This is a genomic window from Cobetia sp. cqz5-12, from assembly GCF_016495405.1.
GTDB lineage: Bacteria > Pseudomonadota > Gammaproteobacteria > Pseudomonadales > Halomonadaceae > Cobetia.
Genome location: NZ_CP044522.1, coordinates 3,827,678 through 3,853,087, shown reverse-complemented (window position 1 = coordinate 3,853,087; position 25,410 = coordinate 3,827,678). Strand labels below are relative to the sequence as shown.

Annotated in this window: 25 protein-coding genes; 18 read left to right on the top strand and 7 right to left on the bottom strand. The window is 63.7% G+C overall.

Annotation, left to right across the window (positions count from 1 at the left end; translation table 11 throughout):
* The first annotated feature begins 270 nt into the window (after positions 1-270).
* The 6 genes from prfB to F8A90_RS15925 all read left to right on the top strand — a co-directional run bounded on the left by prfB (position 271) and on the right by F8A90_RS15925 (position 5,828).
* A protein-coding gene (gene prfB, locus F8A90_RS15950) for a peptide chain release factor 2 (RefSeq protein WP_107335890.1) occupies positions 271-1,369 on the top strand; the annotation gives its coding sequence in 2 pieces (ribosomal slippage) (positions 271-345 and positions 347-1,369; 1,098 coding nt in all).
* Between the two features lie 164 nt (positions 1,370-1,533).
* Positions 1,534-3,072, top strand: a complete 1,539-nt coding sequence (lysS, locus tag F8A90_RS15945; protein ID WP_200017917.1) for a lysine--tRNA ligase — start codon at positions 1,534-1,536, stop codon at positions 3,070-3,072.
* Between the two features lie 366 nt (positions 3,073-3,438).
* A complete protein-coding gene (locus tag F8A90_RS15940) occupies positions 3,439-3,822 on the top strand; it encodes a hypothetical protein (RefSeq protein ID WP_043336300.1) in 384 nt (127 codons plus the stop codon).
* 205 nt (positions 3,823-4,027) lie between these two features.
* On the top strand, positions 4,028-4,339 hold the full coding sequence (locus tag F8A90_RS15935; RefSeq protein ID WP_200017915.1) for a BolA family protein: 312 nt from the start codon (positions 4,028-4,030) through the stop codon (positions 4,337-4,339).
* A gap of 2 nt (positions 4,340-4,341) precedes the next feature.
* Entirely contained in the window at positions 4,342-5,313 is a 972-nt protein-coding gene (locus F8A90_RS15930; protein ID WP_200017911.1) for a hypothetical protein, read from the top strand.
* Positions 5,310-5,828, top strand: coding sequence for a GNAT family N-acetyltransferase (locus tag F8A90_RS15925; RefSeq protein ID WP_200017910.1), 519 nt, complete (start codon positions 5,310-5,312; stop codon positions 5,826-5,828). Before F8A90_RS15930 ends, F8A90_RS15925 begins: the two co-directional genes overlap by 4 nt.
* Positions 5,829-6,003: 175 nt before the next feature.
* Here F8A90_RS15925 and zapB read toward each other — a convergent pair whose 3' ends face one another.
* Both zapB and rsmD read right to left on the bottom strand, forming a co-directional pair.
* Positions 6,004-6,264, bottom strand: a complete 261-nt coding sequence (gene zapB, locus F8A90_RS15920) for a cell division protein ZapB (protein ID WP_200017907.1) — start codon at positions 6,262-6,264, stop codon at positions 6,004-6,006.
* A gap of 182 nt (positions 6,265-6,446) precedes the next feature.
* On the bottom strand, positions 6,447-7,133 hold the full coding sequence (gene rsmD, locus F8A90_RS15915; RefSeq protein WP_200017906.1) for a 16S rRNA (guanine(966)-N(2))-methyltransferase RsmD: 687 nt from the start codon (positions 7,131-7,133) through the stop codon (positions 6,447-6,449).
* Between the two features lie 451 nt (positions 7,134-7,584).
* Here rsmD and ftsY point away from each other — a divergent pair, with 451 nt between their 5' ends.
* The 5 genes from ftsY to F8A90_RS15890 all read left to right on the top strand — a co-directional run bounded on the left by ftsY (position 7,585) and on the right by F8A90_RS15890 (position 14,704).
* Complete coding sequence (ftsY, locus tag F8A90_RS15910; protein ID WP_200020085.1) at positions 7,585-9,000, top strand: signal recognition particle-docking protein FtsY; 1,416 nt, start codon at positions 7,585-7,587, stop codon at positions 8,998-9,000.
* A complete protein-coding gene (gene ftsE, locus F8A90_RS15905; protein ID WP_200017904.1) occupies positions 8,997-9,665 on the top strand; it encodes a cell division ATP-binding protein FtsE in 669 nt (222 codons plus the stop codon). The genes ftsY and ftsE overlap by 4 nt, the downstream gene beginning before the upstream one ends.
* Before the next feature lie 65 nt (positions 9,666-9,730).
* Positions 9,731-10,744, top strand: a complete 1,014-nt coding sequence (gene ftsX / locus F8A90_RS15900; RefSeq protein WP_200020084.1) for a permease-like cell division protein FtsX — start codon at positions 9,731-9,733, stop codon at positions 10,742-10,744.
* A gap of 258 nt (positions 10,745-11,002) precedes the next feature.
* Positions 11,003-11,878 carry an RNA polymerase sigma factor RpoH gene (gene rpoH / locus F8A90_RS15895; protein ID WP_043336284.1) on the top strand — a complete coding sequence of 292 codons (876 nt, stop codon included), beginning with the start codon at positions 11,003-11,005 and terminating at the stop codon, positions 11,876-11,878.
* Positions 11,879-12,073: 195 nt separating this feature from the next.
* Positions 12,074-14,704 (top strand): putative bifunctional diguanylate cyclase/phosphodiesterase, encoded by a 2,631-nt coding sequence (locus F8A90_RS15890; protein ID WP_200017903.1) that lies wholly within the window; start codon positions 12,074-12,076, stop codon positions 14,702-14,704.
* A 122-nt stretch (positions 14,705-14,826) separates the two neighbouring features.
* Here F8A90_RS15890 and slmA read toward each other — a convergent pair whose 3' ends face one another.
* The 5 genes from slmA to coaBC all read right to left on the bottom strand — a co-directional run bounded on the left by slmA (position 14,827) and on the right by coaBC (position 20,086).
* Positions 14,827-15,444 (bottom strand): nucleoid occlusion factor SlmA, encoded by a 618-nt coding sequence (slmA, locus tag F8A90_RS15885; protein WP_043336281.1) that lies wholly within the window; start codon positions 15,442-15,444, stop codon positions 14,827-14,829.
* Between the two features lie 112 nt (positions 15,445-15,556).
* A complete protein-coding gene (gene argB / locus F8A90_RS15880; protein ID WP_043336279.1) occupies positions 15,557-16,474 on the bottom strand; it encodes an acetylglutamate kinase in 918 nt (305 codons plus the stop codon).
* Positions 16,475-16,705: 231 nt separating this feature from the next.
* On the bottom strand, positions 16,706-18,088 hold the full coding sequence (locus F8A90_RS15875; protein WP_200017902.1) for a phosphomannomutase/phosphoglucomutase: 1,383 nt from the start codon (positions 18,086-18,088) through the stop codon (positions 16,706-16,708).
* A 171-nt stretch (positions 18,089-18,259) separates the two neighbouring features.
* Positions 18,260-18,718: a dUTP diphosphatase gene (dut, locus tag F8A90_RS15870; RefSeq protein WP_107335897.1), complete on the bottom strand. Its 459-nt coding sequence runs from the start codon at positions 18,716-18,718 to the stop codon at positions 18,260-18,262.
* A complete protein-coding gene (gene coaBC / locus F8A90_RS15865) occupies positions 18,719-20,086 on the bottom strand; it encodes a bifunctional phosphopantothenoylcysteine decarboxylase/phosphopantothenate--cysteine ligase CoaBC (RefSeq protein WP_200017901.1) in 1,368 nt (455 codons plus the stop codon).
* 298 nt (positions 20,087-20,384) lie between these two features.
* On the opposite strand from coaBC, the gene radC reads away from it, so the two are divergent.
* The 7 genes from radC (at position 20,385) to F8A90_RS15830 (ending at position 25,312) form a co-directional block, all read left to right on the top strand.
* A complete protein-coding gene (radC, locus tag F8A90_RS15860) occupies positions 20,385-21,059 on the top strand; it encodes a RadC family protein (protein WP_043336272.1) in 675 nt (224 codons plus the stop codon).
* A gap of 441 nt (positions 21,060-21,500) precedes the next feature.
* Positions 21,501-21,737, top strand: coding sequence for a 50S ribosomal protein L28 (gene rpmB, locus F8A90_RS15855; protein ID WP_043336270.1), 237 nt, complete (start codon positions 21,501-21,503; stop codon positions 21,735-21,737).
* A gap of 92 nt (positions 21,738-21,829) precedes the next feature.
* Positions 21,830-21,985, top strand: coding sequence for a 50S ribosomal protein L33 (gene rpmG, locus F8A90_RS15850; protein ID WP_016417370.1), 156 nt, complete (start codon positions 21,830-21,832; stop codon positions 21,983-21,985).
* A gap of 156 nt (positions 21,986-22,141) precedes the next feature.
* On the top strand, positions 22,142-22,957 hold the full coding sequence (gene mutM / locus F8A90_RS15845) for a bifunctional DNA-formamidopyrimidine glycosylase/DNA-(apurinic or apyrimidinic site) lyase (RefSeq protein ID WP_200017899.1): 816 nt from the start codon (positions 22,142-22,144) through the stop codon (positions 22,955-22,957).
* Positions 22,958-23,087: 130 nt separating this feature from the next.
* A complete protein-coding gene (locus F8A90_RS15840; RefSeq protein ID WP_153636615.1) occupies positions 23,088-24,278 on the top strand; it encodes a class I SAM-dependent rRNA methyltransferase in 1,191 nt (396 codons plus the stop codon).
* Between the two features lie 174 nt (positions 24,279-24,452).
* Positions 24,453-24,809, top strand: a complete 357-nt coding sequence (locus tag F8A90_RS15835) for a putative signal transducing protein (protein WP_200017898.1) — start codon at positions 24,453-24,455, stop codon at positions 24,807-24,809.
* Positions 24,806-25,312, top strand: coding sequence for an acyl-CoA thioesterase (locus tag F8A90_RS15830; RefSeq protein WP_200017897.1), 507 nt, complete (start codon positions 24,806-24,808; stop codon positions 25,310-25,312). Before F8A90_RS15835 ends, F8A90_RS15830 begins: the two co-directional genes overlap by 4 nt.
* The last annotated feature ends 98 nt before the right edge of the window (positions 25,313-25,410 follow it).

The following is a 25,410-nucleotide window of genomic DNA, read 5'->3' as shown; positions in this document are numbered from 1 at the left end:
CGGGGCTGACGGACGTTTGAATGACTTTGGTCGTATTCGCCGCCTGCCCGCTGAGGGGCGGCATGCCTGACAGCCGAGAGCCATTGCTTGCCAGCTGGCCACGGATGATGGGCCGGGCATGGTCGCCACGCCGGGAAATGGCTACAATATCGGGCTTTGCGCGCTGTCGATCTGCACATCCACCTTCGGGTGGCATGTGGCGGAACCCGTCGCTTGCGACAGGATCGCCGCGCACCCATTCACGCATCATCGCCTCAAGACAGGACGACCATGCAAGAGATCAATCCGATCACCAACCTCATCAAGGACCTGTCCGAAAGGGCAGAAGTCCTGAGGGGGTACCTTTGACTATGCCGAAAAGCAGGATCGGCTAGAGGAAGTCACTCGCGAGCTCGAGAATCCGGATGTCTGGAATGACCCGGACTACGCGCAGAAGCTCGGCAAGGAACGTGCGTCGCTGGAGCTGGTCGTCAAGACCCTCGACGACATGAGCAACGGTCTGTCCGACTGCTCCGACCTGCTGGAAATGGCGGTCGAGGAAGAGGACGAAGGCACCGTGGACGAAGTCGTCCGCGAGCTGGACCAGCTCAAGGCCAGTCTCGAGAAGCTCGAGTTCCGTCGCATGTTCTCGGGTGAGATGGACGCCAATAACGCCTACCTCGACATCCAGGCAGGCTCCGGCGGTACCGAAGCGCAGGATTGGGGCAACATGTTGCTGCGCATGTACCTGCGCTGGGCCGAGCATCACGGTTTCAAGACCGAGATCGTCGAGGCGAGCGCCGGTGAAGTCGCCGGCATCAAGTCCGCGACCATCCACGTCGAGGGCGATTACGCCTTCGGTTGGCTGCGCACCGAGCTGGGCGTGCACCGTCTGGTCCGCAAGAGTCCCTTCGACTCCGGCGGCCGTCGTCACACCTCGTTCGCGTCCGTGTTCGTGTCGCCGGAAATCGATGACAACATCGAGATTGACATCAATCCGGCCGACCTGCGCACCGATACCTATCGCTCCTCCGGCGCCGGTGGTCAGCACGTCAACACCACCGATTCCGCGGTACGTATCACCCACGTGCCGACAGGCATCGTGGCGGCCTGCCAGACCGAGCGTAGCCAGCACTCCAACCGTGACCGCGCCATGAAGATGCTGAAGGCGCGTATCTACGAAGCCGAGATGCAGAAGCGCAACGCCGCCAAGCAGGAACTCGAGGACTCCAAGTCCGATATCGGCTGGGGCAGCCAGATCCGCTCCTACGTCCTCGATGACCAGCGCATCAAGGACCTGCGGACCAGCGTCCAGTCGAGCAACTGTGACAAGGTGCTCGACGGCGACCTCGATGACTTCATCGTCGCCAGCCTCAAGATGGGGCTCTGAGCGCGAGTCCCCTCGCGGCCCAGCGCCTATTCGCCTCCGCCGGTCTCGCCGGCGGAGGCCACGAATCCCCGTATCGCGGTCAGCCCTGATGGTCACAATCGTCAGGCTGATCATGATCTGTCGTGGCCCAGGCCATGACCCTTTGACACGAGACAGGCCCCTCCATGTCGACAGAGCAGACCCCCGCCATTGATGAGCAGCAGGCCGCCGAACAGGCTCAGGAAGAGAACCGCCTGATCGCCGAACGTCGCGCCAAGCTGAATGCCCGCCGCGAGCAGGCCGCCGCCGAAGGCAAGAGTGCCTTCCCGAATGATTTCCGTCGTGACAGCCTCGCCGCTGACCTGATGGAAGAGCTGGGCGAGAAGGACAAGGCCGAGCTGGAGACGCTGGACCGCAAGGCCGCCGTCGCCGGGCGTATCATGCGCAAACGTGGCCCCTTCATCGTGCTGCAGGAAGTCTCCGGCCAGATTCAGCTCTACGTCGACAAGAAGGGCCTGCCGGAAGCGCTGCTCGAGGACATCAAGAGCTGGGACATCGGTGACATCGTCGGTGCCAGTGGCCCGGTGCACAAATCCGGCAAGGGCGATCTGTACGTCATGATCGAAAGCGCGCAGCTGATGACCAAGAACCTGCGTCCGCTGCCGGACAAGTTCCATGGTCTGTCCGATCAGGAAATGCGCTATCGCCAGCGCTATGTCGACCTGATCATGAACGAGCAGTCACGCCGCACCTTCGCGCTGCGTGCCGGCATCGTCGCCTCCATTCGTCGTTTCCTCAGCGATCGCGGCTTCATGGAAGTCGAGACGCCGATGCTGCAGCAGATTCCGGGTGGCGCGACCGCACGTCCGTTCATCACGCACCACAATGCGCTGGACATGGAAATGTACCTGCGCATCGCGCCGGAGCTTTACCTCAAGCGTCTGGTGGTGGGTGGCTTCGAGCGCGTGTTCGAGATCAACCGCAACTTCCGCAACGAAGGGCTGTCGACGCGTCACAACCCCGAGTTCACCATGCTCGAGTTCTACTGGGCCTACGCGGACTACCGTGACCTGATCGCGCTGACCGAAGACATGATCCGCACCGCGGCCCAGGAAGTGCTCGGCACCACGCAGATCACCTGCCAGGGTAGCGAGTACGACCTGAGCCAGCCGTTCATCCAGATGACCATGCGCGAGTCGATCATCAAGTACGGCGATGGCATCACCGAGGTCGACCTGGCCGATTACGACGCCGCACGCGCCACGGCGGAGCGACTCGGTATCCAGGTCAAGCCGATCTGGGGGCTGGGCAAGCTCGAGACCGAGATCTTCGAGGAAGTCGCCGAGCACCGTCTCGACCAGCCGACCTTCATCACTGAATATCCGGCCGAAGTCAGCCCGCTGGCGCGTCGCAACGATGCCAACCCGCACGTGACCGATCGCTTCGAGTTCTTCGTCGGTGGCCGCGAGATCGCCAATGGCTTCTCGGAGCTCAACGACGCCGAGGACCAGGCCGAGCGCTTCCAGGCTCAGGTGGCCGAGAAGGACGCCGGTGATGACGAAGCCATGTTCTACGACGCCGACTACGTGCGCGCGCTGGAATACGGCATGCCGCCGACCGCCGGTGAAGGCATCGGCATCGACCGTCTGGTGATGCTGCTGACCGACAGCGCCTCCATCCGCGACGTGCTGCTGTTCCCGGCGATGCGTCCGCAGCAGGGCTGAGCAGCAGGCCGCCAGCCCCTCAGATGCGTCAGCGTGATGCGCCATCGTGAGGGGCCACGCTGAGGGCACCCACAACGCCTCCGATTTCTGATCGGGGGCGTTGTGGTCTCTGCCTCACACGAATGACTGACGATAAGTGCCTCGCGGGGCATGCTCGGGGTTGATGAGGCAAGGTGGCGCTTGGCTTTGTTGCCCGCGAGCGGCCATAATGGTCGGCGTCCAGTCTGCTGGCGCCCTGGCACTGCCAGAGTGGCGCGCTGGACACCTCGAGGCTCACCCGCATCGCGTGCCTGCTTCATGAGCGGCGCTGCCATCCACGGTGTGTCCTGTCTCGGAATTGTCCCTGAATGTCCTGGAGAGTGCAGAATGAAGCTGCTTAACCGTTCCGCCCTGAGCGTCAAGCCGACCCAGGCGTTTGTCGACTGGATCAACTCGCTGGAATCCGAAGGCGAGGGAGGCGAAGATCTGGCGCTGGAGGATGTCAATCAGGAGAGCACCGTCTACCTGATTCCCGAGATGGACACGCGTGAGGCGCTGGATGGCTTCGTCTCCGAGCGCTGGCTGGACGTGCTGGAAAGCGAGCTGCGCGCCTGGGAGGAAGACACCCGCCATTGGCCGGAGCCGATGGACAAGGCGCTCTTCGAGCGCTTCCTGACCGTCGAGCACAGTTATCTGGCGGTCGACCTGGACGACGAGGCACCGCTGGAAGTCAGCGAAGTCGATGACGAGCTGCTGGCCGATCTTGACTGACTCTCCGACATGATGGCTGCCGTCGCCTCACTTTCCGCAAGCGCTGTCGGCAAGCGCCGTCAGCAATGACTGTCAGTGATGGCGACAGGCGCTACAATGGCCTCGGGCATAATGCCCGAGGCCATTTGCGTTGTGACGATCGCATCGTCACCCTCTATTTTCCGCATGTCCGTCGTGCGGCTTCCCCCCTTCAAGGAGATTGCGCATGAGCATCCAGACCCAGATAGACACCAAGCTCGCGACGCTTGACCCGTTGATGGTCGAAGTCGTCAACGAGAGCCATATGCATAGCGTGCCGGCCAATTCCGAGACCCACTTCAAGGTCACCCTGGTCAGCGACCGCTTCAGCGGCCTGTCGCGGGTCAAACGTCACCAGCAGTTATATTCATTGCTCAGCGAAGAGCTGGATGGCCCGGTGCACGCACTGGCGCTGCACCTGTACACCGCGCAGGAGTGGGCGGCACGCGGCGGCGAGATTCCGGATTCCCCCAACTGTCTGGGCGGCGGCAAGCACTGACCATGACCCCTGAACCGCAACGCCTGCAATATCTGGACGCGATGGGACTGACCGCCTGGGTCGGTCGCTATCAGCTGCCCAATGCCTTGCCCACCCAGGCGTGTGACTGGCCCGAGCCGCAAGCGGTGGAGGCGGTCGCACCCCAGGCGCGCCTGCACGCGCTGATCGATGAGGCGCCGCGTCCGGCTGCTGCCCACCAGGCGGAGAATGCCAGTCATGCCTCCTCCGCTCAGGCTGGCGGCATGGCCGGCAGCGCGACGCCACGCCCGGCAGGGCCTTCTCCGGCCTCGAGTGCGCGCGCCTTGCTGGGCATGGCGCCGGCGGCGGTCGAAGCCCCCGCTGCGGCTGCCTCGCCGGCGCTCGGCGCTGCCGAGACCAGCAGCACCGCCCCGTGGGGGACGCCACCGACGCAGGTCTCGGCCGAGGCACCGACAGCGGATGAGGCTGTGACGCCACCAGCGGCAGACAAGCCGCCACTGCGTTTCAGCGTTCAGCTGGCGGCGCTGGGGGGGCGCTGGTTGATCATGCTGCCCGGTGACGAGGCACCACATCTGGAAGGGGAAGCCTTGCTCAAGGCGCTGTGGCGTGCCGCCGGCATCGAGGCGGCATCAGGACTCACCTTCAGCCACTTCCGCTGGCCGCTGTTGCCCAACCTCAAGGCCAATGCGCCACTCGAAGAAGCTCGCGAAGGATTGCATGCCTTCCTGAGTGGTCCGGCGCGGCGCGGCTGGCAGCCGGAGCGGCTGTTGATCTTCGGCAATGATGAGGCAAGCCAGACGCTGCGCGAGGTGCTTGGCATCACCGCTTCCGAGCGCGGCGAGGCGACCTCAAGTCTGCTGAATCTGCCGGTCTGGCAGGGGCCGGCATTGCCGGCGCTGGCGCGCTCCAGTGAGGCCAAGCGTAAACTTTGGCCATTGTTGATTCGCTGGGGACGCGAGTGGCAGTCGGCATCGCCGCAGATGGACGCCTCATGAGCGAGTCAGCTGCCCGGCGCCTCAAGATCCGTGAGCTGGCCGATGATCAAGCGACCCTGCTGGCGCTTGAGGCTATCGAGGCCAGCCAGGCACACGGCCTGAGCCAGTCACAGCTGGTCGATGTGCTCAACGATGACGCGCGCTGCGTGCTGGGTGCCTGGTGGCAGGCCTGCGAATCGTCGGACGGTAAAACGCCGACCGCGGAGCTGATCGGCTTCGTGGTACTGGCGCGCGGCCCCTTCGAGGCCGAGATCGAGGCGATCACCGTGTACGCAGCACGGCGCGGGCAGGGGGTAGGTGCACGCCTTTTGGCCGCCGCCATCGCGCAGGCGCGTGGCTGGCAGCGTGACTCGGGGCTTGAGCGTCTGCTGCTGGAGGTGCGCGCCAGCAATGCTGCCGCCGTAGCCCTCTATGCGAAGGCTGGGTTCACCCGAGATGGAGTGCGCAAGGGCTACTATCCGCTGGCGGACGGCGGGCGAGAAGATGCCTGGCTCATGTCGCTGCCGTTGGTGTAATCCTGGCCCCTCTGTCTTGGGCTCCGGCTATCTCCCTTGTGCTGGTGCCGATACAAAAACGCCGCCGACAGTCTCCTGTCGGCGGCGTTTTCATGAGCTCTCGTTCAAGTGCTCCTGTTCAAGAGCATTGTTCAAGAATGCAGGTTCACGTGGCCCTGCGCGGACGCGCGGGGCATCAGGCGCTCTGGGTTTCGCTTTCGGTCTCGCTGAAGCGTGCGACCAGCGCTTCCAGACGGCTCGCCCACTGGTCACGCTCTTCCTGCAGTTGAGCATTGGTCTGGCGCAGTTGCTCCAGCTCTTCGCCCTGACCTGTCTTGGCTTCGGTCAGGCGCTGGTTCTCTTCCTTCAGCTCTTCGACTTCCATCTTCAGCATCTCGATGCTGTCGATGGCCTGGCCGACTTTCTGCTCAAGTTGGGTAAAGAGTTCGGTGCTCATGCTATCTCCTTGTCGAGTCACGGTCGTGGCCCGAGGGGGTTCGTTTAGGGCGGTAAAGGTATGCGGTAAATGCTGGTGCGATGAATATCGGCCATGTCGGGAATCCTTGCCGGATGGCGCAGCGATACCCGCCTGCAGGCAGACTACGACGCCGCCTGAGTCGACACAAGTGGGAAGGTGGCTCAGGCGGGCGCAAGGCGCCGATACAGGCGGCCGTGACTGTCGCCGGCACGGCTTTCCCGGTGCAGCTGCCAGTTGGCGGGCACCACGGGGTCGAGGCCGGATTCCACTTCCAGATAGATCATGGCGTCATCGCTCAGCCAGCCATGTGATTCAAGCAGTGCGCAGCTCGCGGCGGCCAGCTCGAGCCGGAAGGGCGGATCGAGCAGCACCAGGTCCATGCCGCCCGCTGCGGGAGTGGCCGTCTCGAGCCAGTGCAGGACATCGCCGGTCACCACCTGTGTTGGCAGACTGTCGCCGTTGGCGAGGGTCGCAAGATTGGCCTCGAGCGCACGCGCGACGCGGCTGTCGCGTTCCACGAAGGTGACATGCGCCGCCTCACGGGACAGCGCCTCGAGGCCCAGCGCGCCGCTGCCGGCATAGAGGTCAAGCACGCGGGCGCCGCCGACATGAAAGCCCAGCCAGTTGTAGAGCGTCTCACGCACGCGGTCGGGCGTCGGGCGCAGGCCCGGCGCATCGATCACGTTGAGCAGGCGGCGCTTGAAGCGCCCGCCGATGATGCGCAGGCGACCTGGCCCACCGGCGGGCTGGCCACGCTTGCCGCTCTGCTTGCCGTGCTGCTTGTCAGCGCGCGAGGGCGCGTTGGATTTGCCCCGTGCGGGGCCTTGGGAGGATGCGCGTTTTTTCATGCCGCGAGTCTAGCATGTGCGACGCCGGATGCCGCGCGGTGCGTACCTTCAGCCCCGAAGGGATGGTAGGATGACGCCACTTTCACGAGTTCAGGACTGTCTCGCCATGTTCGGTTTTTTCAAGCGCAAGAAACACAAGGCTCAGGAGCAGAAAGCCTCCGAGCAGCAGGCCCTCGAGCAACAGGCTCTTGAACAGACACAAGACGCCACCCCCCACGAGCAAGCCGATGCCGAGCAGGCAGCGCGGCTCGAGGCGAAGCGTCTCGAGGCCGAGAAGGTAGAGGCAGAGCGCCTTGCCGGTGAAGAGGCGGCTCGGGCCGAGGCTCAGAAGGCCGAAGAGCAGCAGGCCGAGGCTCAGAAGCTCGAAGAACAGAAGGCCGAAGCTGAAGCCGAGCGCCGCGCCTCTGAGCAGGCGGCTGCCGACCAGGCCGCCAAGGCAGAAGCCGAGCGCATCGCGCAGGAACGCGCAGCGCAGGAGCAGGCCGCTCAGGAACAGGCCGCCCGAGACGAAGCGGAGCGCATCGCCCAGGAGCAGGCCGCTGCAGAACGCGCCGCCGCCGAAAAGGCCGCCCGCGAAGAGGCGGAGCGTCTGGCTGCCGAGCAGGACGCCCAGGCAGAGGCCGAGCGCATCGCAGCCGAACAGGCCGCCCAGGCCCGTGCGGAAGAAGCCGCCAGTGAAGCGCGTGCCGAAGAGGCACGTATCGCGGCTCGCGAGGAAGAAGAGCGTCAGGCCGCCGCGCAGCTGGCCGCCATCGAGGCCGAAGAGCAGGCCGCGCTGGAACAGGCTCGCCAGGAAGAAGAGGTTCGTGCCGCCGAGGCTGCCGCCGCTGGCGCAGACGCCGTGGTCGAGGACGACGATGCGCGTGACACGGCCCGCGACGGACGGGAAAAGCCGCGTCGTGGCTTCTTCGCGCGCATCAAGGCCGGCCTTGGCAAGACACGCGCCAATCTTACCGAGGGCGTCGCCAGCCTGTTCCTCGGCAAGAAGCAGATCGATGATGAGCTGATGGAAGACCTCGAGACCCAGCTGCTGATGGCAGACGTGGGCATCGAGGCGACCACCGAGATCATCGACAACCTGACCGCGCGCATCTCGCGCAAGGAATTGAAGGAGCCGCAGGCGCTCTACGAAGCGCTGCAGGAAGAGCTGCGCGTGATGCTGGCGCCGGTCGCCAAGGACCTGGAGCTGCCGGCCAAGGGCAGCGGTCCCTTCGTGATCCTGATGATCGGCGTCAACGGTGTCGGCAAGACCACCACCATCGGCAAGCTGGCCAAGCGCTATCAGAGCCAGGGCCGCAGCGTGATGCTGGCGGCGGGCGATACCTTCCGCGCCGCGGCGGTGGAGCAGCTCAAGGTGTGGGGCGAGCGCAACAAGGTGCCGGTCATCGCTCAGCATACCGGCGCCGACAGTGCCTCGGTCATCTATGACGCCCTGGAAGCCGCCAAGGCGCGTAACGTCGATATCCTGATCGCCGATACCGCGGGCCGCCTGCACAACAAGAGCCACCTGATGGAAGAGCTCAAGAAGGTGCAGCGCGTGATGGCCAAGCTGGATGTGTCCGCGCCCCACGAGGTGATGCTGGTGCTGGATGCCGGCACGGGCCAGAACGCGCTGTCACAGGCTTCCACCTTCCATGAAGCGGTCAACATCACCGGCCTGACGCTGACCAAGCTGGATGGGACCGCCAAGGGCGGCATCATCTTCGCGCTGGCCAAGCAGCTCAATCTGCCGATCCGCTATATCGGTGTCGGGGAAGGTGTCGATGACCTGCGTCCCTTCGCGGCTGATGACTTCGTCAATGCCCTGTTTGCACGTGCGGGCGATGAGGCAAGCGAAGAGGCCAACGCCGAGTCGCGCGAGGCATGATTGCCTTCGAGCATGTCGGCAAGCGCTATGGAGGGCGCTTCGATGCACTGGCCGGGCTCGACTTCAGGGTCGAGCGTGGCGAGATGGTCTTTCTGACAGGCCATTCCGGTGCCGGCAAGAGCTCGTTGCTCAAGCTGATCATGCTCCTCGAGCGCCCCTCGCGCGGGCGCATCATGGTGGCGGGGCATGATATCGGGCGGCTGCATACCTCCCAGGTGCCGTATTACCGCCGCCAGATCGGCGTGGTCTTCCAGGACCACCAGCTGCTGACCGACCGCAACATCTTCCACAACGTGGCCCTGCCGCTGATGATCCAGGGTGTCCCGCCGCGTGAACAGGCGCGGCGGGTGCGAGCGGCGCTCGACAAGGTCGGCCTTTTGCATCGTGAGAAGGCGCTGCCGATCGAGCTGTCCGGTGGTGAGCAGCAGCGCGTCGGCATCGCGCGTGCCGTGGTCAACAAGCCCGCGCTGCTGCTGGCAGATGAACCGACCGGCAATCTGGACCCCGCACTGTCTGCCGACATCATGCGTCTGTTCGAGGACTTCAATCGCATCGGTACCACGGTGATGATTGCCAGTCACGATCTGGCGCTGATCGCCCGCCTGCACCATCGCACGCTGGAGCTGTCCGATGGCCGTCTGATCGCCGACAAGGATGCCCGATGAGTCCCCCGCGTTCCCGCAACGAGTCTCCCTCTTCTTCACGCGAGCGTGGCCAGCCCCGCGCCGAGATGCGCTCGCGCAAGGCTGCCGCGAATGCACCTGAATCACCGGAGGCCGCCGAGCGTGCGGTGCGCAAGGGTGCGCGCTCCAGTCGTGTCTCGGTCGAGAGCCGCTATCGCAGCTGGCTGCGTCATCACGCTGCCATGGCACGCGACAGCGCACGTCGCCTGCTGGTCGCGCCCATCGCCAGTCTGCTGACCATGCTGGCCATCGCCATCGCGCTGACGTTGCCGGCGGCGCTGTGGCTGGCACTGGACAGCGCGCGCCTGCTCGACAATGAACTCAATGACAGCGCTCAGCTCACCCTCTATCTCGAGACGTCGGTCGACGAGAGTCAGGCGCTGACGCTGTCGGACTCGCTGCGCGATGCCGCCGGTGTCGGGGGAGTGCGCCTGATCACCGCCGCCGAGGGCATGCAGGAATTCGCCCAGGCGCTGGACCTCAAGCGCTCGCTGAGCCTGCTGGATGACAACCCCCTGCCGGCCAGCATCGTCATCACGCCGCTGGACACCACGCCGGAATCCGTTCGTGCCCTGGCCACGCGCCTCGAGGGCGAGCCGGGTGTCGCCAGCGCACGTCTGGATCTGGCCTGGCTCGAGCGGCTGCGCCAATTGGGTGAGCTGGGTCAGAAAGTGACGCTGGGTCTCGCGTTACTCTTCGGGCTGGGCGTGTTGCTGGTGGTGGGCAATACCATCCGCCTGTCAGTGGAGAGTCGCCGTCAGGAGATCGAGGTCGTGACGCTGATCGGGGCGACCCACGCCTTCGTGCGGCGTCCGTTCCTCTACAGCGGTGCCTGGTACGGTCTGGGGGGAGGGCTGCTGGCCTGCGGAATCCTGGCGCTTGGCGGCAACTGGCTGGCGGCCCCCGTGACGGCCCTTGTACAAAGTTATGGCGGCAACTATATGTTGCCCGCACTAGGCGTTGCAGGGGGTGCCACGCTGCTGTTTTCGAGTACAATATTGGGCTGGATAGGGGCCTGGATCGCGGTCGGACGTCATCTAGCGAGTATTTCTCCGCGCTGATTCCGATAATTTTTCGCGGTTTTCAGCCAGTATTTCTGTCCAGGAAGGTCAACAGTTACGTTCCGACAACATTCATGTCGGGCGTCAGTGAAGGGGGCTGGCGGGTGGTTAAACGCACTGAACACCCGACAGCGTTACGAAGTGCTACTCGTCATGACAATTGTACACGTCATGTACAGCTATTGACGGGAACCTGTCGCACCCTTCACAGTCTCACTACCTGCATGCGTGTTAGGCAACCATGGAGACATCTGCACTATGAGCACCAGTCTTCAGCCACTTGGCCACCTGTCACCGGGTCAAGATCTAAACGGCTATATTCAGTCGGTGAACCGTATCGCTGTGCTTACTGCCGAAGAAGAGCATGAGCTGGCCCTGCGGTTGCATGAAGAGAATCATCTGGAATCGGCCCGTCGACTCGTCATGTCGCACCTGCGCTTCGTCGTGCATATCGCGCGCAGCTACAGCGGCTATGGCTTGCAGCAGGCGGACCTGATCCAGGAAGGTAATGTCGGTCTGATGAAGGCCGTCAAGCGTTTTGACCCTCACCAGGGTGTACGACTCGTTTCCTTTGCCGTGCACTGGATCAAGGCCGAGATTCACGAGTTCGTGCTGCGCAACTGGCGCATCGTGAAGGTCGCGACCACCAAGGCTCAGCGCAAGTTGTTCTTCAACCTGCGTGGCGCCAAGAAGCGTCTTGCCTGGTTGAACAACGATGAAGTGGATGCCATCGCGGGCGATCTGGACGTCAAACCTGCCGTGGTGCGTGAGATGGAAAGCCGTCTCTCTGCCCACGATGCAGGCTTCGACGCCGGTCCCAGCGACGATGAGAGCTCTGCCTATCAGGCGCCGGCCAACTATCTGGAAGATCACAGCCTCGATCCGGCTGCCCAGGTGGAACAGCAGGACCTGGAAGACGACTCCCACGGTCGTCTGCTCAAGGCGCTGGCGGCACTGGATGAGCGCTCACGCGACATCCTCCAGCAGCGTTGGCTGAGCGACAACAAGTCGACTCTGCACGAGCTTGCTGACATCTATGGCGTCTCTGCCGAGCGTATCCGTCAGCTCGAGAAGAACGCGATGAAGAAGCTGCGTGAATCGATGGGTGACATGAGCGAAGGCTTCGCTGCCTGAGCTTGATGACCCCATGACATGAGCCCGCGATTTTCAGGCTCGCTGTCACGTGAAAATGCCCCGCCGGATTTCCCGGCGGGGCATTTTCGTTGAGGGAGAGTGGATCCCGAGGAATCCGTCGTTATTGGTTGAACACTGCAACACAATGTTTCATTCTGTCACACTAAGACATGAAACATTTCTACTGGTGACCCCGTGGACCCGACTTCCTCGCACGTCAATGGCACACATTCGCTGTGGCGAATCTTTGGGCTCAATGCGGCCTTGATGGTGGTGTTGGGTGGCCTGTTTCTGGCCAGCCAATGGTTTGATGTGCGTGAACAGGAAATGCGTCGCCTGGAGCTGCTGGATACCCAGCTGCATATCTCCACCGAACAGCTGATCGCCAATGTCTCGCGCGAGATGATGGTGCTGGAACGCGTGTTGAGCAGCGAAGGCAAGGAGCAGTGGCGTGGCTCGCTGGATAGCGCACTGGGCCGTCATCCCTCACTGGTCTCGCTGATGGTGGTGCCGTTTGCTGATTACCGTGGCAGCAGCCTGCGTCAGATCGGCGTGGGACGTAGTTGCAGCTGGCAGCTGACCCAGCCGGAAGCCCAGGCGTTACCCGGGCGCAGCAGCCTGCTGTTCGGCTCCGCACTGCCGCTGGCATCCGGTCAGCCGGGCTTGCCGTTCTATCGGCACATGGATATAGAGGGCATGTCCTGGCTGCTGATCGGCTGCCTGGACTTCTCCGAGTCACGCAGCCTGTTGGCCAACCCGAATTCCGATGATGGGCAGCGTCTGCGTCTGTTCTCCACCAATGGCCTGTTGCTGTTCTCGAGCCCACAGGAGCATGCGCTGGGCGTGACCGGCAAGCTGCCGCTGTCCTCGATGGCCAACATGGGCAAGTACATCTCCGAGCGTGGTGTGCGCCGTTATCATGTGCCGGGCTTCGATGGCCAGCCGCGCATGGCGGCGGGCAGCTATATCGCACCGCTCAAGCTGTTCAGCGTCGTGAGTCAGCCACTCTCCAGCCTGTGGTGGCTGTGGTGGAATCGTATCTGGTTCGGGATGTTGCTAGGCGGCATCTTCCTGGTCGTGCTGGTGGTCATGGTGGCGCGTGCCGAGCGCAAGCGCGCTGAGCGCCACGATGAGCTGGAGGGCGCGCTCGAGTCGATGACGGCACGTTCTCGCACCCTGGTGACGTTGATGGATAACCTGCCGGGCGTGGTGTATCGCATCGAGGTCAACACTGGAGTGCTGACCTTCATCAGCAATGGCTCGGCCGAGCTGTTCGGACGCTCGGCCGAATCACTGGTTGGCGCCGGCATCACCCTGACCGAGCTGATCCATCAGGAAGACCGTCAGTCCGTCAGCGCCGCCCGTCATTGGGCGATGTGCGCGCAGATGCGCCATGAGCAGGTCTTCCGCATCATCGCCGACCATGAGCGTTGGGTGCTGGACCGCAGCGTGATGATCGAGGGCGAGGATGGCGTGCGCTACTGGGAAGGCCTGCTGCTGGATATCAGTGCGCACAAGGAATCCGAGCGTCAGCTCGATTTCCTGGCGCGCCATGATGCCCTGACGGGGCTCTATAACCGCAAGGCCTTCATGGCGGCGGCCGATGAACGCGTCGCGGCGGGTGGCTTGATGATCTACGCCGATATCGACCGTTTCTCGACCGTCAATGATGGTCTGGGCCATGAAGCCGGTGACCAGCTGCTGGTCGCGGTCGGCGAGCGTCTGCGTCGTCTGCTGCCGCCGGGTGGTCTGGTGGCGCGTCTGGGGGCCGATGAGTTCGGCCTCTATCTGCCGCATGGCAATGATGATCCGGCGCAGGTAGTGGAGGAGATCCAGCAGAAGGTCGAGCGTCCCTTCACGATTCTGGGTCGCCCGCTGATCATCAGTCTGACGGCCGGCTATGTGCTGTCCGAGACCAATGGCGATGCCCAGGCGTTGATGTTGAATGCCGATGTGGCGCTCTATCACGCCAAGTCGCGCGGCGATCATGCGCTGCGCTGGGAGTCCTCGCTGGACAAGCATGTCGCGTCGCGCATGACGCTGGAGCAGGACCTGCGTCAGGCCATCGGCAGCGAGCAGCTCTATCTGCATTACCAGCCACAGCTGGATAGCCACGGTGAGCTGCAGGGTGTCGAGGCGCTGCTGCGCTGGCAGCATCCGGAGCTGGGCATGATCTCGCCGGCCCAGTTCATTCCGCTGGCCGAGGAGACCGGCCTGATCTTCCGCCTCGGACGGTTCGTGCTCGAGGAGGCCTGTGCCCAGATGGTGCGCTGGCAGGACGCCGGCCTTCACATGCCGCGCATGGCGGTCAATCTGTCGGCGCGCCAGCTGACCTCGGGCTACGAGAACGAAGTCTTCGGCGTGCTGGAAAGTCAGAAGCTGTCGCCGACGCGGCTGGAAGTCGAGGTGACCGAGACGCTGCTGATCCAGGACATGGAAGGGGGGCTTGCCGTGCTCGGCGCGCTGCGCGAGCTGGGCGTGCGTGTGGCGCTGGATGACTTCGGGCAGGGCTATTCGTCGCTGTCCTATCTGTCATCCCTGCCGCTGGATGTGCTCAAGGTCGACCGCAGCTTCGTGATGAAGATGGATGCGGTCGCCGGCTCTGACGGCGGTATCCGCTGTCCCAATCAGCAGGCCATCCAGCTGGTCGGCGCCGTGATCAGCCTGGGGCACTCGTTGGGCCACGAGATCGTCGCCGAGGGGGTCGAGACGGACATGCAGTTCGAGGAACTCAAGCAACTGGGCTGCGACACCTATCAGGGTTACCTGCTGGCGCGGCCGATGTCCGCCGAGGCCATACTGGAGCGCTTCAGCGTCAACGCCTGAGGCGTCGTCCGATCTTGCCCGGTCGCGACATGAGATGGCCTGCCCCAGAAGAAACGCCCCGCCTGCGATGACTGCAGGCGGGGCGTTTCTTCTGGGGCGGCTCATATGCGCGGGGTAGACCCTCAGACGGCAATGCGCTCCTGACTGCTCAGCAGCAGATCGCGGCTCAGCAGCTGCCACTGGTCTTCCCAGTGCTCGGTCGGGCGCTTGCGATAGTCGCTGCGCACGTACTGGCCGATGCGGCCTTCCGCACACGCCAGCAGCAGGTTGGCTGCTGCCGTGACGGTGATGGCCGGCCGCAGCCCTTCGCGAGGCTCGGCTTCGCGCAGTACCTGCTTGATCTGCGTCTCGAGGCGCTCGAACAGCTGCGCCATGCGCGTGCGCAGGCGTGCCGTCTCGCCGGTGAGGGCGTCACCGTTGAGGAGGCGACACAGCCCCGGGTTCTTCTCGGCAAAGCCCAGCAGCAGGCTCAGGATGTGATGCACCCGGGCATGCGCAGTGTCGTTGTCCTGAATGATCAGCGCGATACGCTCGAACAGCGTGCTCTCGATGAATTCGATCAGTCCTTCGAACATGCGCGCCTTGCTGGGGAAGTGGCGATAGAGCGCCGCCTCCGAGACACCGACCTGTCGTGCCAGTGCTGCAGTCGTGATGCGTTTGCCGCTGTCCTCTTCCAGCATCAGAGCGAGTGCCTGGAGGATCTGTTCGCGACGTGATTGTTTTGGATTCGCCTGCGTCATGGAATCTTGTCGTTTATCGCGGCCTGCAGCAGTGTGCTACGGGCGGGTCCGTGTCCTGAGGCATGTCGCTTGCCTCGCGCGAAACACCGGGGTCGAGCCCCGGCTTGTCACCTTACGCCTTGTCAGTGTCCGCTTCCGCGTTGCTGATCAACGTGCCGACCCCGGCATTGGTGAAGATTTCCAGCAGGGTCGCATGTGGCACGCGGCCATCGATGATGTGAGCACTGCGCACGCCTTGCTTCACGGCGTCCAGTGCACAGCTGATCTTGGGCAGCATGCCACCATAGATGGTGCCATCCTCGATCAGGCCATCCACCGCCTCGGTGGTCAGGCCGGTCATGACTTCGCCTTGTGCGTTCATCAGGCCAGCCACGTTGGTCAGCAGCATCAATTTCTCCGCGCCCAGTGCCTCGGCGACCTTGCCGGCGACCAGGTCGGCATTGATATTGTAGCTGCGACCCTCGGCATCGACCCCGATGGGCGCGATGACGGGAATGAAATCGTTGCGTGTCAGCAGTTCGATCAGGTCCGTGGAGACATGCTCGACTTCACCGACATGACCAATGTCGATGATTTCAGAGGCATTCATGCCCGGCGTCTGGCCGCTGACCTTGAGCTGACGGGCACGAATCTGGCCACTGTCCTTGCCGGTCAGGCCGATGGCCTTGCCGCCACTCTGGTTGATCAGGTTGACGATGCCCTTGTTGACCAGGCCGCCCAGCACCATCTCGACCACGTCCATGGTCTCGGAATCCGTGACGCGCATGCCATCGACGAAGCGTGATTCGATGTTCAGCTTCTCGAGCAGCGCGCCGATCTGCGGGCCGCCACCATGCACGACCACCGGATTGATGCCGACTTCCTTCATCAACACCATGTCGCGAGCGAAGGAGTCGATCAAGGCTTCTTCGGTCATGGCGTTGCCGCCGTACTTGACCACCACGGTCTTGCCCGAGAACTGCTGGATATAGGGCAGGGCTTCGGACAGGACCTCGACCACCTGATGCGGGTCGCGGTTGGCGTGGCTCATCAGCGTATCACTCCACAGAAAATGGTCCGGAAAGAGAGTCCGGACACTGTCACTCGAAACGGTCTTTCAGCACGCGCGGTGCGCGCTGTCATGCAAATCGGTTGCTTCAGGCACCCGACACGCCCGGATGAGCGGCGGTAGTGCCTGGCAAGGCGAGGGCGGCTATCAAGCGGCAGACCGCCGCCCCCGTTGCGGCTCATGCCATCCTGTCGATGGCGAGCGAGTGCGGGATCAGAACGGTGCCTGGATGCTCGGCTCGGCCTGCTTCAGCGCGGCGCGGAAGCTGTCCTTGATACGCTCCAGTGCGGCTTCTGACTTGCCTTCGAAGCGCAGCACCAGCATCGGCGTGGTGTTGGAGGCGCGGCACAGGCCCCAGCCATCGGCGTAGTCGACACGAATGCCGTCCAGCGTGGTCTTGACGCCGTCGCTACCGAAGTCGCCTTCGCTGGCCAGTCGCTCGACGATAGCGAACTTGTTCTCGTCGGTCACTTCCACATTGATCTCGGGGGTGCCGAGGTCCTGCGGGAAACGGGCGAAGAAGGTGTCGGCATCGACATCCTGCTTGGCGAGGATTTCCAGCAGGCGCGCGGCGCCGTAGATGCCGTCATCGAAGCCGAACCAGCGCTCCTTGAAGAAGATGTGGCCGCTCATCTCGCCGGCCAGTGCCGCGCCGGTTTCCTTCATGCGTGCCTTGATCAAGGAGTGGCCGGTGCGCCACATTTCCGGCGTGCCGCCGGCCTTCTCGATCACGGTCGCCAGATTGCCGGTGCACTTGACGTCGAAGATGATGCGCGCGCCCGGCACGCGTTCGATCAGGTCTTCCGACAGCGCCATCATCAGGCGGTCCGGGTAGAGGATCTCGCCCTTGGGCGTCACGACGCCGAGGCGGTCGCCGTCACCATCGAAGGCCAGACCGATGTCCGCGCCGGTTTCCTGCATGGTCTTGATCAGGTCCTGCAGGTTTTCCGGCTTGCCCGGATCCGGGTGGTGATTCGGGAAGTTGCCGTCGATCTCGTCGAACAGCGGCACGGTGTCGACGCCCAGGCGACGGATCAGCTCCGGGCCCAGCTCGCCAGCCACGCCGTTGCCGCAATCGACCACGGCCTTGAGCGGACGCTTGACGACCACATCACCGGTGATCTGTTCCAGATAGCGTTCACGCACGTCCTCTTCACGCAGGCTGCCTTCGCCCTGTGCCAGATCGCCTTCCTGCAGGCGACGGTAGAGATCGGTAATGGTGTCACCGGACAGGGTCTCACCGGCCAGCACGATCTTCAGACCGTTGTAGTTGGCCGGGTTATGGCTGCCGGTCAGCATCACGCCGGAGCGGGTGCCTTCCAGGATATTGGTGGCATAGTAGAGCACCGGTGTCGGCACCATGCCGATGTCGACGACATCACGGCCGGCATCGCGCAGGCCCGCGATCAGCGCCTTGGACAGGCGCGGGCCGGAGAGACGGCCGTCACGCGCGACCACGACGGTGGATTCACCGCGTGCCGCGGCTTCGCTGCCGATGGATTGGCCGATGGCGCGCACGCCGTCTTCGGTGAGGGTCTTATCCACGATGCCACGGATATCGTAGGCGCGGAAAATTGAAGCGGGTACCTGACTCATGGTGCATCCCTGTCGGTTGAATCAATCGTGAAGTCGCTTGAGGCGTCATGCGTCTCGAACGCTATCGCTGCATGACGCACAGTGTGGAAACCTGCATGGCTTCCTTTTGATAGGAAGCCCGGCAGCCGGCGCGAGCTTGCCGCTCGGCCGCCCTCTGGCATGACGGGTCAATCAGTGGCGACCGGAGTGGCCGAAGCCGCCTTCGCCGCGCTGGCTGGCCTCGAATTCAGAGACTTCCACCAGCTCCGCCTGTACCACCGGGACTAGCACGTACTGTGCCAGACGCTCGCCGGGCTCCAGCACGAACTCGCTGTTGCCGCGGTTCCAGACCGAGATCATCAGTTCGCCCTGGTAGTCGGAGTCGATCAGGCCGACCAGATTGCCCAGCACGATGCCGTGTTTGTGCCCCAGGCCGGAGCGCGGCAGGATCATGCCGGCCAGTGCAGGGTCTGCGATATGGATCGCCAGCCCCGTGCGCACCAGCTCACAGGCGCCCGGCGCCAATGTCAGCGGCGCGTCCAGCAGTGCGCGCAGGTCCATGCCGGCGCTGCCGGGAGTGGCGTGATGCGGCAGCGGGTAATCGCGAACGCGCTCGTCGAGAATCTTGAGTTCGAGCCGGGGGCGGGTCATCTAAGGTGCTTCCTGATCGTCGGTGACAGTCGGTGTAACGGTCTGGATGGCAGGGTCGAGGCTGACCCTGTGCTGATGGAGTGCCAGGGCGCGCTTCAATATGGCGCGCGCCAGCTCCGTCTTGGGACAGGCCACGATGGCCTGTTCGTGTTGCGTATTCGGGTTCTGATCGAGCGGCTGCCACAGCAGGGTGGCGGCATTGTTGTCGCTGCCGAAGCCAAGGCCCGGCGTGCTCACATCATTGGCGACGATCATGTCGAGCTGTTTACGCGCAAGCTTGTCGCGTGCATAGCGGAGCACGTCGCGGGTCTCGGCGGCGAAGCCGATCACCAGTGGTGCCCGCTGACCGGCGGCGCGGCGGGCCTGCGTCTGGGCGGCGATACCGGCGATGATATCCGGATTGCGGATCAGCGTGACCTGCATCTCCTCCTCGCCCGACTGCTTCTTGAGCTTGTGGCCGGCGACCGTGGCCGGGCGGAAGTCGGCGACTGCCGCGCAGCCGATGAACAGATCGCTCTCGCGGGCGGCTGCCTCGGCGGCGGCCTGCATGTCCAGTGCGGATTCGACATCGATGCGCTCGACGCCAGCCGGTGTCGTCAGCGCTACCGGACCACTGATCAAACGCACGCTGGCGCCCAGCGCCGCGGCCTCGGTGGCCAGCGCATAGCCCATCTTGCCGGAGCTGTGATTGCTCAGATAGCGCACCGGGTCCAGCGGCTCGCGGGTCGGGCCGGCGGTGATGGTCACCGTCAGGCCTGCGGCCGGCAATAGCATTTCATTGCTCTGGAGGCGGGGGTCACTCTGGTTCATGAGGTCACTCTGGCTCATGAGGTCGCTCAGCGCCGTGACGATCTCTTCCGGCTCCAGCATGCGCCCCGCCCCCACGTCGCCACAGGCCTGTTCGCCGCTGGCCGGGCCGAGCAGCGTCCAGCCATCGGCACTGAGCTGTCGGGCGTTGCGCTGGGTGGCGGGGTGCGCCCACATGGCCTGATTCATCGCCGGGGCCATCACCCAGCGCGCACTGTTGGCCAGGCACAGAGTGGTAAGCAGATCATCGGCATGACCATGCACCAGGCGGGCCATCAGATCGGCGGTGGCAGGCGCGATCAGGATGACCTCCGCCCAGCGTGCCAGTTCGATATGCCCCATGCCGGCCTCGGCCTCGGGGTCCAGCAGGGAGGTGTGCACCGGGTGACCCGACAACGCCTGCAACGTCAGCGGCGTAATGAAGGCTTGAGCACCTTCGGTCATGGCGATGCGCACTTCACAGCCCGCCTTTTTCAACAGGCGGGTGATCAGAGCGGCCTTGTAGGCCGCGATGCCGCCACTGATGCCCAGCAGAATGCGCCGTCCGGCGAGTGAATGCATGGTGTGTCCTGCGTCCCTGATGCGTCGATTGCTACGCTCGCGCGTTTGCCCTCTACCATATCACCGTGATGCAACCTTGCGTAGCGCCGCTAGCTCGCGACGCCGAGTGTCGCCATGGCCCATGCGAGCGCTCGCTTCATGGGGTAGGGGCTTTCTCGAGTGGCATGCCGGTGCCAGACGCAGGCCTTCAGGGCGGCAAGCGTTGATGATCACAATGGCGAAAGAGACGGCATCTGACCACGCTTCTCATGCTTTGGACTGTCAGCCACCGGGGCGGCAGGCAATGGGAGAAAAGTGCATGGGGATTCGAGAGTGGCCAGTCGGAGAGCGTCCGCGCGAGAAGCTGTTGTCGTCAGGGGCAGGGGCCTTGTCAGATGCCGAGCTGCTGGCCATCTTTCTGCGCGTGGGTATAAAAGGACGCTCGGCGGTGGATCTGGCGCGCGACCTGCTGAACACCTTCGGTGGTCTCAGGCCATTGCTGGAGGCGACCCAGCAGGACTTCTGCGCGGCGCGCGGACTGGGTGACGCCAAGTATGTGCAGCTGCAGGCTTCGCTGGAGCTGTCGCGTCGCCATCTGGAGAGCCTGTTGATGCGCGGGGCCGCCCTGACGTCGCCTCTGCTGGTGCGGCGTTATCTTTCCTCGCACCTGCGCGACCTGCCGCATGAGGTGTTCGCCGCGCTGTTTCTCGACAGCCAGCATCGCGTCATCCGCTTCGAGACACTCTTCACCGGCACGCTGGATGCCGCTGCCGTCTATCCGCGTGAAGTGGTCAAGCGGGCACTGGCCCTCAATGCCGGCGCCCTGATTCTGGCCCACAACCATCCCTCTGGCGTTGCGGAGCCCAGTGAGGCCGACCGGCGCATCACGCAGCGCCTGGAGGAGGCGCTGGGGCTTTTCGATATTCGCGTGTTGGATCACTTCGTGGTCGGAGACGGCGAAGTGGTCTCGTTTGCCGAGCGTGGCTGGCTCTAGCCGAGGGTGTCGAGGAGGCTGAGGCGCTGAGTGCCCGGTGACGGCACAGCCCCCCCAGATGCGGTCGCCGCAGGCGTGCGAAATGCGCAGGGATTGCAAACCAGGGCACTGGTTGTGGTAATGTTGCGCCTCCCGTATCACCCACCACAGAATTCGCGACCACTCTGGCCGACATTGGCTGAGTGAAGCGTTTGGCTGAGAAGCGTCTGTACCGATGTGACACGTCGGGCATGGGCGTGCTGGCGAAAAAAATCCGTATAGGACGTGCTTTCACGTTCCTCTTCGGGTAAAATGCTGCGCCTGCACGTTCCAGCACCCGAAAGCTTGTCTTCCGGAACGGACGTAAACACTTTGAAATCAGGGCATGAGGCGGCGCCTGCCACTTCCGGTTTGCCCGACAGGTTTTGAACAACTTAGCCAACGCAGCGGTTGGAGGCTCCAATGTCCAAAGTATGTCAGGTTACCGGCAAGCGCCCGGTGACTGGTAACAATGTTTCTCACTCCCAGCGCAAGACTCGTCGCCGGTTCCTGCCGAACCTGCACACCCACCGTTTTTGGGTTGAATCCCAGCAGCGCTTCGTCAAGCTGCGCGTCTCTACCAAGGGCATGCGCATCATCGACAAGAAGGGTATCGACGAAGTCCTCAAGGACCTCACTGCACGTGGCGAGCGCTTCTAAACACTAGAAGACAGCCCCTGTAGCAATGGCAACCGAGCCGAGGGCAATACGCCCGATCGTTCGGTGAATGCGACTGTGGAAGGAAACTGAAAATGCGTGACAAGATCAAGTTGGTGTCAAGTGCCGGTACTGGCCACTTCTACACCACCGACAAGAACAAGCGTAACACTCCGGACAAGCTTGAATTCAAGAAGTACGATCCGGTCGTTCGCAAGCACGTGATGTACAAGGAAGCCAAGATCAAGTGATCTTGTCTCCCGCCAGCGTGCTGTCGGAACCCTCGAAAACCCGGTCCTGACCGGGTTTTCGAGTATCTGGATGTCGCTGTTCTGGGCATCCTGCAACAGGGTGGCGGCTTCTGTCGTCACCCTGTTGTGCGTCTGGCGGTCAGTCGAGGAGAGAACATGCCCGAATTACCGGAAGTCGAGACGACCCGTCGCGGTATCGCGCCGCTGGTCGAAGGCCAGGAGGTCACAGAGGTGATCGTGCGTCAGCCGCGTCTGCGCACCCCCGTGCCCGGTGAGCTCGCCGAGTGGCTGGTGGGTCAGCGTTTCGGCACGCTTGCGCGTCGCGCCAAGTACCTGCTGTTGCCGATCGCCGATGGCCATCTGCTCTGGCACCTGGGCATGTCCGGTAGTCTCAGACTGGTGCCCATCGGCACGCCGCCACGCACGCATGATCATGTCGATGTCGTGCTCGGCAATGGCCATGTGCTGCGCTATCACGATCCACGTCGCTTCGGCTTCGTCGACTTCGTGCGTGGTGACCCGCATGCCGATACGCGCCTGGCGCGACTCGGCCCGGAGCCGTTGTCTGATGCCTTCAGTGGCGAGCATCTCTTTGCGCGCTCCCGCAAGCGTCGCGTGGCGATCAAGCCGTTCCTGATGGACAACGCCAATGTGGTGGGCGTGGGCAATATCTACGCCAGCGAGGCGCTGTTCATGGCCGGTGTCGACCCGCGCCGCCCAGCCGGTGAAGTGACGCGCGAGGAGTGCGAGCGCCTCGCCAACGCCGCCAGCAGCGTGTTGGCCGCGGCGATCGCCCAGGGCGGAACCACGCTGCGTGACTTCGTCGGCGGAGATGGCAAGCCGGGCTATTTCGCGCAAAGCCTCAACGTCTACGGGCGGGGTGGCGAGCCCTGCCGCGAATGCGGCCACGAGATCATGAGTCTGGTGCTGGGCCAGCGCGCCAGCTGCTTCTGCCCGTATTGTCAGCGCTAGCGGCGAGCCGCATCAGACCACTGCTTGACCGGGGGCTCCGTGACCGGGGCCGCCATGACGACTAGAATAGGCCCGTTCGGGCGCGTCCTGTCGTCGTCCTGTCCCTTCCTCTGCTTTCTGGATATTTCCCGTGACTGAACGTCTGCGCCTGAAGAAGAATGCTGATCGCCGCCTCAAGGCCGGCCATCTGTGGCTGTACTCCAATGAAGTCGATACCGTCGCTACGCCGCTCAAGAACTTCGAGCCGGGTGCCCAGGCCATCATCGAGGCCAGCAATGGTCGTGCGATGGGTGTTGCCTACGTCAACCCGAACTCGCTGATCTGCGCGCGCATTGTGTCGCGCAACCCGGAACAGCGTCTGGATCGCTCGCTGCTGGTGCACCGCTTCAACCAGGCGCTGTCGCTGCGCGAGAGTCTCTATGACAAGCCGTTCTATCGTCTGGTCCACGGCGAAGGCGACCTGCTGCCGGGGCTGATCGTTGATCGCTTCGGCGACGTGCTGGTCTGTCAGCTCAACACCTTCGGCATGGAGCGTCTGGCGGAAGTGATCGTCGATGCGCTCTTGAAGGTCGTCAAGCCGACGGCCATCGTGTTCAAGAACGATTCCAGCGGTCGCCGTCAGGAACAGCTCGAGCGCAACGTCGAAGTCGTCTACGGCGAGCTGCCGGAAAGCGTGCTGCTGGAAGAGAACGGCGTCCAGTTCACGGCGCCGGTGCTCGACGGCCAGAAGACCGGCTGGTTCTACGACCACCGTGCCAACCGTGCCTGGTTGAACCGCCAGGTCGAAGGCAAGCGCGTGCTGGATCTGTTCAGCTACGTCGGTGGCTGGGGTGTGCAGGCGGCGGCGCATGGCGCCAGCGAAGTGCTGTGTGTCGATGCTTCCGGCGCGGCACTCGAGCGTGTCTCTGACAACGCCGTGCTCAATGGTGTCGAGGATCGCGTCTCCATCGCGGAATCGGATGTCTTCGAGGCCCTCTCGGCCCTGCGTGCGGAAGGCGAGCAGTTCGACGTCATCATCGCGGATCCGCCCGCCTTCATCCGCAAGCGCAAGGACATCACCAACGGCGAGCGCGCCTATGCACGCCTCAACCGTGAAGCCATGCGCCTGCTGGGTCGTGACGGCCTGCTGATGTCCGGCTCCTGCTCCATGCATCTGGCGCCGGAGCGCCTGATGGATGTGGTGCGCGGCGCCGTGCGTCACCAGGACCGCCACGGTCAGGTTATCTTCCAGGGCCATCAGGCCAGCGACCACCCGGTGCACCCGTCCATCCCCGAGACGTCCTACCTCAAGGCCCTCGGTGTGCGCGTCTATCGTGACTGATGACGCCTGACGGATAGCAGGACTGATGGCTGTGCCATCCGGCATCGACGACAACGCCGCCCTTCGGGGCGGCGTTGTCGTCTGTGGCTTGTGAGTCGTCTGTGGCTTGTCTATCGACTACAGCTCGCTTTTGGCTAATCGTCCATGGCTCATGGACTCTGGTAGTCTGATGGCATGTATAGACGACTGACATCTCATCACAATCTCGTGCTGCTCGATCACTGGCGCAACCTGCTGGAAAGCGAGGGCATCCCCTGTGAGCTGCGCAATCGCCTGCTCGGTTCGGCCGCGGGCGAGTTGCCCGTGCTCGACTGCGAGCCCCAGCTGTGGGTGGCAGAGCATGACCTTGTGCATGCCCGCCGCCTGCTGGCGAGTATCGAGGCCGCGCCGGTCCTGCCGGACTGGCAGTGTGCCTGTGGCGAACATCTCGAGGGCAGCTTCAGCGAGTGCTGGGCCTGTGGTGCAAGCGCGCCGCAGCAGCCCGCACCACAGGTGCGCCCGCGCGATGAGGACCCGGAGTTCGTGGCATGAGCAAAGGCACCCCGAAGGCGAGCGCCGCGTCGCCGTTGACGCAAGATTCCCCCGGCTGGGCACTGCCACGTCCGTTTCTGTTGCCGATCAGAGTGAAGGAGAAGGCGCTGGATGGTTATGGTCACGTCAACAATGCCGAGTATGTGCGCTGGCTGGAGGACATCAGCTGGGCACACTCCGAAGCGTTGGGGCTTGGCCTGGCGCACTACCGTGAGCAGGACCGCGGCATGGCGGTCCACCGTCACGAGATCGACTATCTGGCCAGTGCGCGACTTGGCGATTCGCTGATGCTGGCGACCTGGCTGGTGGATTGCGATGGTCGCCTGAGTCTGACGCGTCGCTTCCAGCTGCGCCGGTGCTCGGATGGCCAGACGCTGCTGGAGGCGCGCACGCGCTTTGTCTGCATCGAGCTCTCGACTGGGCGTGCCCGACGCATGCCCGGCGCCTATCGTGAATGCTATTCGGCGGCGCTGGTGAGTGAGGAAACTGCCAGTCAGCGATGATTCGTCGCATTCCACTGCATCATTGGCGTGTTTTGGTGAATCTTGCTGGTATCTGATTGGCGAGACGCTGACGAGTCTGCTGTGCTTGTAGCAGGCGT